This window comes from Caldisericota bacterium, from assembly GCA_034717215.1.
In the GTDB taxonomy this organism is placed as follows: Bacteria; Caldisericota; Caldisericia; order Caldisericales; family Caldisericaceae; genus UBA646.
This window is the reverse complement of the sequence record JAYELD010000111.1, coordinates 1-8,190: the sequence shown is the minus strand read 5'-3', so window position 1 is coordinate 8,190 and position 8,190 is coordinate 1. Positions and strand designations below refer to the sequence as shown.

At 35.7% G+C, this 8,190-nt stretch carries 4 protein-coding genes; 1 reads left to right on the top strand and 3 read right to left on the bottom strand.

What is annotated here, in order from left to right; all coding sequences use genetic code 11:
• From U9Q18_04300 to U9Q18_04290, 3 genes are all read right to left on the bottom strand, one after another.
• Positions 1 to 818, bottom strand: an 818-nt coding sequence (locus U9Q18_04300; protein MEA3313578.1) for a tagatose 1,6-diphosphate aldolase, incomplete at its 3' end; no start/stop codon positions are given.
• Positions 819 to 906: 88 nt separating this feature from the next.
• Entirely contained in the window at positions 907 to 4,161 is a 3,255-nt protein-coding gene (locus U9Q18_04295; GenBank protein MEA3313577.1) for an AAA family ATPase, read from the bottom strand.
• Positions 4,161 to 5,828, bottom strand: a complete 1,668-nt coding sequence (locus U9Q18_04290) for a formate--tetrahydrofolate ligase (protein MEA3313576.1) — start codon at positions 5,826 to 5,828, stop codon at positions 4,161 to 4,163. Before U9Q18_04290 ends, U9Q18_04295 begins: the two co-directional genes overlap by 1 nt.
• A gap of 579 nt (positions 5,829 to 6,407) precedes the next feature.
• Between U9Q18_04290 and U9Q18_04285 the strand changes: the two genes are divergently transcribed.
• A complete protein-coding gene (locus tag U9Q18_04285) occupies positions 6,408 to 8,108 on the top strand; it encodes a CARDB domain-containing protein (GenBank protein ID MEA3313575.1) in 1,701 nt (566 codons plus the stop codon).
• The last annotated feature ends 82 nt before the right edge of the window (positions 8,109 to 8,190 follow it).

The following is an 8,190-nucleotide window of genomic DNA, read 5'->3' as shown; positions in this document are numbered from 1 at the left end:
ATACCCACTCCTGCGCTAAGAATAACCCAGGGAACACGAGATACTTTAGTAATTTCATAACAGGCATCTTCTGTGTCTTTAAGAGTATACACTGCCTTTCGTTGCTTTCCGTCAAAATAGCCATTGTGAAATTCTTCGACAAATTTCAAGTTGACAGGAAATTCAAGTTTGAGAATGTCCACTCCATATTCTTCCTTTGAAAACTCTCTAGCAATGTTTAATACAATTTCCGGTTTTTTAGAGGCAAATGCTGGAGAATCTGTAGAAGGTTCATCGTCCTTAAACGCATATCCTACGGGCTCAAGCACGAAAGGTAAATCATACTTTTTACACTCCTCACCTACTTTTTTTACGATATTCTCCTGATACCCTTTCACTTCTTCCGTATTGTCAGTTCTGTAGTATAAAAGAAGTTTTGCGGCGTCTGCTCCAGCACGCTTAATCTTTTCAATATTCCATTCGTCAAGTAAAACAGTCTTTTTCTCGTTGTTCTTGTATCCAGTATATTCAGTACCACTTTTCTCTCGCGCAATAAGTAAAGCTGAATTCCTATCAAGATATTTTAAAGATTCAGGAACACCGAACTGTGGGTCCATAAGTGTGGCACTAAAATACGGAGAAAGATATTCAGTTACAAGCCGTTTGGTAAGAGCCATATCATTGTACCCTATTTTTTCTTTATTTTTGCCGGCTGCCTTAGCAAGCATACTCTGTAAAGATCCTCGCTGGTCAATCGCAAGCATCCTGAATTTTCCTTCGCTATCAGCGAGCTTTATAAGGCCTTTTAATTTCCCGGGAGCTAAAACAATTTTTCCCATATTAAACCTCCTATTTTTGATATATTTTACCATCAGGTATATATATTGTCAATGCACGTTTGACGGTAGTTAAAAAAGTTCAAAAAAATCAAACAATCTTTAAAGAAACTACTTTGGATATACCATCATCCTCCATCGTAATGCCGTACAGAATATCTGCCTTCTGCATTGTTTCCTTGTTATGTGTAATCACAACAAACTGGGTAAGGTCTGCTTCCTCCCCCAGCAGTTTTCCAAATCGTTCTATGTTATCTTCGTCAAGTGCTGCATCCACCTCATCCAGGATATAAAAAGGTGCTGGCTTTACATTGAAAATGGCGAAAAGAAATGCAAGAGCAGTCAAAGATTTTTCGCCACCAGAAAGAAGCGGAAGCGACTGTTTTTTGCGTCCAGGAAGCCTTACATTCAGCTCAATGCCCTTCACATCACTGTTATCATCATAAAACCTCTCTATACTTGCTTCACCTCCCTGGAACATTCTCTTAAAAAATTTAGAGAAAAGCTCTTCCACCCGGTTTAATGTATTTTCAAATTCTTCTTTTATTCTTTCGTCCATTTCTTTTATAAACTTTTCAATTTTCCTCTTTGAGCTTGATACATCTTTATAAACAGCTTCCTTCTCCTTTAATTCTTCTACAACTTTATCTTCTTCCTCTACACTTGTGAAATCGATTGCACCAAGTGATCCCATTTTTTCTTTCAGCTCTTTTATTTCTCCTTTTAATCTATCCTTGTTCACTTCATATCCAATTTCCCTTCTCTCAATCTCTTTTTCTTCCATACTGCTTTTTAGGTTCTCCATGCGAATATTTTTCTCTGCCACAGCAATACGCCGTTTTTCCATTTTTCTAAGCAATTCTTCCTTTTGTCCATTTAATCGAAGAACTTCTTCAACAATTTTTTTCCTTTCCCGGACAACTTTATTTTCTCTCTCGTCCAACACACTGCTCTCGTTTTCTAATTTCTTTATTTTGAGAGAAATGTCGTGTAGATCACCTTCTAATCCATGTAGTTCATTTTCGATATTCCCAAACTCTTCCAAAAATTTATCCTTCTCTTCTTTTAATTTATCTATCTCCCCGGTGTAAAATTTGATTTGCCCATTAATCCTCGCGACTTCGTCTGAGATTTTCTCAAGTCTATATTTGTTCTCAGTTGCTTTCAGTACCTTTTTCTGAAGACTTTCTTGTAAGAGACGCATACTCTGTTCCTTCTCTGCTAAGATTGCGCTCTTGTTTTCCTTTTTTGTTTCACTTAAAAAGAAGCTAATTTTTGCCTTTGTAGATTCTTTTTCCTTTTCCTTTTCTTTAAGTTTTTTAGTTAAAACAGATATCCTTTTTTCTGCCTCAACTAACTCATTTCTCCTTGCATTTATTTCGTTTCCTCTGTCAAGCTCTTTCTGAAGTGAAAAGATTAAGTCATTAGCCCGTGAGATTTCTAAACCATTTTGTTGCAGTTTCTCTTTTAAAAAACTATTTTGTTTCTTTTTTTTATCAAGTTCTTTTATTTTTTCCTGTACTACGAGGTCGTTCTTGCACCACACTTCATACGGAGAATACAATACAAATCCATCTTTGGAAATAATTTTTTTAATAAAAAGCTTATCATAATATTTTTTAAAAAATGCTCTTCCAACCGCCAAATTTTCCACAGCATATATGCCATTCAAAAAACCTCTACCTTTATGAATAATGAAAGACAACGGCCTTACCCCATCCACTTCTTTTTCTTTTATGTCAATCAGGTCATCTTCTATAAAAAATTTCCCTTTTTCTTTTTTGTTTAATTCTTCAACCGAAGGAAGAATTTTTATATTTAACTCTTCCTCTATACCCGGCACACTTTCCTTTAAGTTTAGCAAATTCCCCAGTGTACCCTCTTCATAATGTCTCTTTCTTGTAGTGTCTTTTTCATTAATAAATTTCGCATCTAATTTTATTTCATAATTAAGTAGAAGAATCTGTTCTTCCAGTCTTTTTCTTTTCATCTCTAATTCTTTTTTTGTTAGATATATCTTTTCTACCCTATCTCTAATAGCCACTGTATCCAACTCTTCAAGTTTTTCCACGTCCAGCGTATTGATCTCCAACTCATTAATTTCTTCTTTTATATGGCTAATATCAAACTCAATGACGGAAAGCAATTTTTCATTCTTGACTCTCTCTTCTCTCATAAATTCAAGTTTTTTTACATTTTCTTGGGCTTTTTCAATGAGCGGCATCATAGAAGTTTTCATTTCGGATATCTTTTTCTCTATACATTGGATTTCTTCTTTTTCTTTTTTTATTGTCTCTACAAAATTATCTTTTTTATTACATAAATTTTTCACATCTTCGTTAAGAGAAGCCGTTTTGTGCTCTTTCTCTTTTATTTTTTGCATAAAGCTTTCTTTTTTTGCCACAAAACTATCTTTTTTTTCTTTTAGATATTTCTCTTTTTCAAGGAGTTTTGTCTCCTCGATAAGAATTTTTTCTTTCTCGTCCCGTAATCTATTTTTACCATTTCTAACATCCTCTTCTTTTTTTAAAATTTCTGTTTCTTCCACTTTTTTATCAGCTAAACTGTTGGCAAGATGCTCTAGTCCGCTACTAAGCTCTTCGATACCAGATTTAAGATGAGCAACCTCTTGTTCAACCTGTTGAATTTCACTGTTCAGCATAGTATCTTCAAGACGTTTTAACCTATCTTTCACCGTATAATACAAATGTGCTTTCTTTGCTTCAGCAGAAATACGTGTTGCCGTCTTTTTTAACTCGTGAAAACGATCCTTCACTCTCAAAAGATTTTCTTCGGCTTTATCAAGCTCGCGTAAAGCTTCTCTTTTTCTCTTTTTAAAAATCTCTACCCCTGCGACTTGATCAATCAAGGTTTTTTTCTGTTCTGGCCTCTCAAGTAGCAGAGCCTCGACCTTACCTTGACCTACAATTGCATACATATGACCATATATTTTTGCAGAATAGAACAATCCCATGACATCTTGTAGACGCATTTCCTCATCATTTACAAAATAATGTGATTCCTTTGACCTATACAATCGCCTTTCTATGACAACCCTCGGAGTTTTGACAGAAAGCAAATGATCTTCATTATTAAAAATAAGTTTAACTGAAGCTACACTGAGCTGCTTTTTAAAAGCAGACCCAGAAAATATAAGATCAGGTGCTTCTTTTGCTCTCAACAAAGAAAGGCGCTGTTCGCCTAATGCCCATCGCACTGCATCAACAATGTTACTTTTACCTGAACCATTCGGCCCTACAATACAAGTAACCTTTGGAGAGAGAACAATTCTTACATTGTCCTTAAAAGTTTTAAAACCATATATTCTGATCTCTTCGAGGTACATTAGAATAAACCCGTTATCTCCCCTTCCTCTGTGATATCCATACTTTCCGCGGCTGGAATTCTAGGAAGTCCCGGCATTGTCATTATATTACCTGCCATAGGCACAATAAATCCTGCGCCTGAAGAAAGCCTTACATCTCGAATTGTCACATCAAATCCTTCTGGCCTTCCTTTTAATTTTGAATTATCCGACAGCGACAATTGAGTTTTTGCTATACACACTGGCAAGTCACTGTAATTAAGTTCATTAATAAGGTTTAATGCGCTTTCTGCTTCTTTTGTATATATAATATTCCTTGCTCCATACATATTACAGGCAATTGAGCTAATTTTCTCTTTAATGGATGCGTTTAGTTCATAAAGAAAATGAAAATGATTTTCATCGTTTCTAATAGCATCCAGCACTTCTTTAGCAAGGTTTTTCCCTCCTTTGCCACCACTTTCCCAGACATTTGAAACAGCAAATCGAACGCCGTTAGCTTTAACAAATCCCTCAACAATTTTTATTTCCCTGTCTATGTCTGTATCAAATTTATTTAATGCAACAACCACAGGCAACCCAAACAATTGCATATTTTCGATGTGTTTTGAAAGGTTGAGAAGCCCTTTTTGTAAAGCCTCGGTATTCTCCTCTTTTAATTCTTTTTTACTTAATCCACCATGCATCTTTAATGCCCTGATCGTTGCAACAATCACGACAACAGAAGGATTAACCCCGCCAGCCCTACTAACAATATCCATAAACTTTTCTCCTCCAAGATCAGATGCGAAACCACCCTCGGTAACTACATAATCAGATAATTTTAATGCGAGCTTTATAGAAGTAAGTGAGCTTGCACCATGTGCAATATTTGCAAACGGCCCTCCATGAACAAATACAGGATGATTTTCAATGGTCTGCACAAGATTAGGCTTAATTGCGTTGCGCAATACAATAGCCATAGCGCCTACTACATTTAAATCTTTTGCAGTAATTGGCTCATTCTTTTCAGTAAATCCTATAATAATGCGGGAAATACGCTGTTTTAGATCATCTAAACCCTGTGCAAGGCAGAGAATTGCCATAATTTCAGATGCAGCTGTAATATCAAATCTTGTCTCACGTGGATAATTATTGGATACGCTACCTAAGCCTATTAGTACATTGCGGAGAGCCCTGTCGTTCACATCCATCGTTCTTCCCCAGGTAATATGTTTTATATCAATTCCTAATTTATTCCCACGATAAATATGATTGTCTATCATCGCAGCAAGAAGATTATGAGCAGCATCTACTGCAGGAATATCCCCGGTAAACTGCAAGTTTATTTCTTCCATTGGCACAACTTGTGCGTAACCTCCTCCAGCTGCTCCTCCTTTTACACCAAATACAGGGCCCAATGAAGGCTCTCTAATCACCGCCATTGCCTTTTGACCTAAATCGTTCAATGCATCCGCTAAGCCTATCGTCGTAGTAGTTTTTCCCTCTCCTGCCGGTGTGGGAGTTATGGCAGTAACAAAGATTAATTTTCCATCTGCTCTTTTCGCCCTATTCTTATAAGCAACAAGGTCTACTTTGGCGATATACTTTCCGTACAAGCTTATCTCGTTATCATTGAGCTCAATATCTTTTGCAACTTCTTTTATATCTTTCATTTTTGCATTTTGTGCAATTTCCAGATCCAACATTACGCCTCCTTAAATTTTACTACCCATAATTATAACAGGATTTTCTACAAGTTAAAGACGGCAACATATTGAATAAATTTCAATGCTTAATTCTTGTCTTCCTCTATTATTTCCCTGGCAGGAGAATTTAGCATTAATAATATCATTGCATATTTAGAAAAAACTGTAAAATTGGGTATTTAGTTATTTTATCACAGATATTTTGTGTCGAATCAAATGATGACAATTTTATAAAACCAGCTTGACAAATATACAAAAAAGGCTAAAATGTATTTAATTCCTGAATAAGGGAGAATTATTCATCGGGAAAGAAGAAATGAAAAAATTTTTAGTAGTATCGCTAATGATTTTGATGGTATTGGTAATAATTCTATTGGTTTCGTTTTTTGGGAAGTGTGAATGTTTTTTACGGTGTTGCTACAGATCTAAACCATTTATAAAATACAGCAATCTATACATACGAGCTAGCAATTTATCTAAAATGAAATTATCCTTTTTCTTACTTGTGCTGTCTTCTCACTCTGAGACCTAAGCTCAATTTTACATTATCATTTTTTAAAAATTAATAGGGGGTGCAAAATGAAAAGAATTAAAAGATTTATCGTCCCTTTCGTTATTGTATCGCTTATAATTTCTGCTTCGGCTGGTGTTTTTACTATTTCAGGAAAAGAAGAGAATATTTCCCTCAGCACTTTCTATGATTTTGTTCAGAATGCAGATAAGGCAGTATGGCAAAGTGGGGCAGGTTATCTTCAATTTCCCGGTTCTAACTCTGACAGCAAGGGATTTGCCTTATGGCAAACAAATAGCTATATGGAGGATAACATAAAATATGCAAAGATTCTTGAAACTCATCCTGAATGGAAGGCAAATGGTTATATAATGGGAACTTATCCGAATTTAACAGTTCCAACTGGTGCAAAACTTTCATTAAAGATAGGATTCTTGAAGGGAGCAACAGGAACAGACGGAGTGATTTACAGAGTTCTTTTTAATTACCCCGGGCAGCCAATAAATATCTTTGAAAAATATAAGAGCTACACAGGGAAAGTTGAAACAGAAACGATTGATCTTTCAAAGTATCAAGGAAAAAATGGAAACTTCATCCTCTACGTAAGTGCAGGCGGGAAAAACTCGGCACAGGATTGGGCTGGCTGGGCAGAAGCTAAAATTCTTTATACAAAAAAATATCCAGACCTTGTAATTACCGACTTATGGAATAAAGGTGGAGTAATCCACTACAAGATTAAGAACATTGGAGATGCGCCGACAACTCCTAAAACAGCGATTTCCTTTAAAAACAGCCTTTATCTGAATGACAAATCTATCTCTCAGGATACAATCACCAAGATATTGAACCCTAACGAGGAAATTGAGAAATCCTTCAGTAGCTACTCATATCAACCTCCGCAAGGTACACATACATTAAAGGTCTGTGCAGATACCAGCCAGAGTATTAATGAAAACAATGAAGGCAATAACTGTCTGACAAAGACTATCTCGCCAGGCGGAATAAAAGTAGATACAGAATGCAAAGATGTTAAAATTGAAATATACAATTCCAGTGAAAAACTTGTAATAAGCGGGTATAGCAATGAAACAAATACATACTCCACGGGACTCATGCTGGCGCCTGATAATTATAGGGTTGTGCCATCAAAGGAAAATTGCACCTTTACCCCTTTGTATAAGCTGGTAAATGTTGTTTCAAATCAAGTTGCAAATGTTACTTTCCAATGTTCCTGCAAAAAGGCTGACCTTCTAATTACCGAAATCACAAGACTCAAAACAGGAGGGACAATACATTACAAGGTGAAGAATCAAGGAAGCATAGGAACAGAATCCTATTTTTATAATGCACTGTACATCAATGAGAAATTTATCATAAAAGACTATGTCAAAGTATATATAAAAGCAGGGGAAGAGCTGAGCAGAGAATTTAAGTACTCCTATACTCCAACATCACCTAAGGATACCATAAAAGTTTGTGCTGACTCAGATAAAAATATAGAAGAAAAAAATGAAGAAAATAATTGTTTGGAAGTAACATGGTACACTGAAGAAAAACTACCAGACCTCATAATCGACGAAATCAAATGTGATATGGAAAACAGCCGAATAAGTTATGTGATAAAGAATATCGGTGAAGAAACAGCAAAAGGAGGACATTCAACAACCTTATTTGTGGAAGGGAAAGAAATAACTCACTCCCTGGTTAGTGCTGATTTGAACCCGGGAATGTACTGTGTTGTGTCAATACCCTTTAAAGAAAAAGTTTAACTTTTTTCATAAACCTCCTAAACACTGATAAATATTAGCATTGTTGTATATTTTAATGTATTGGATAAGTATTACTCTGCAC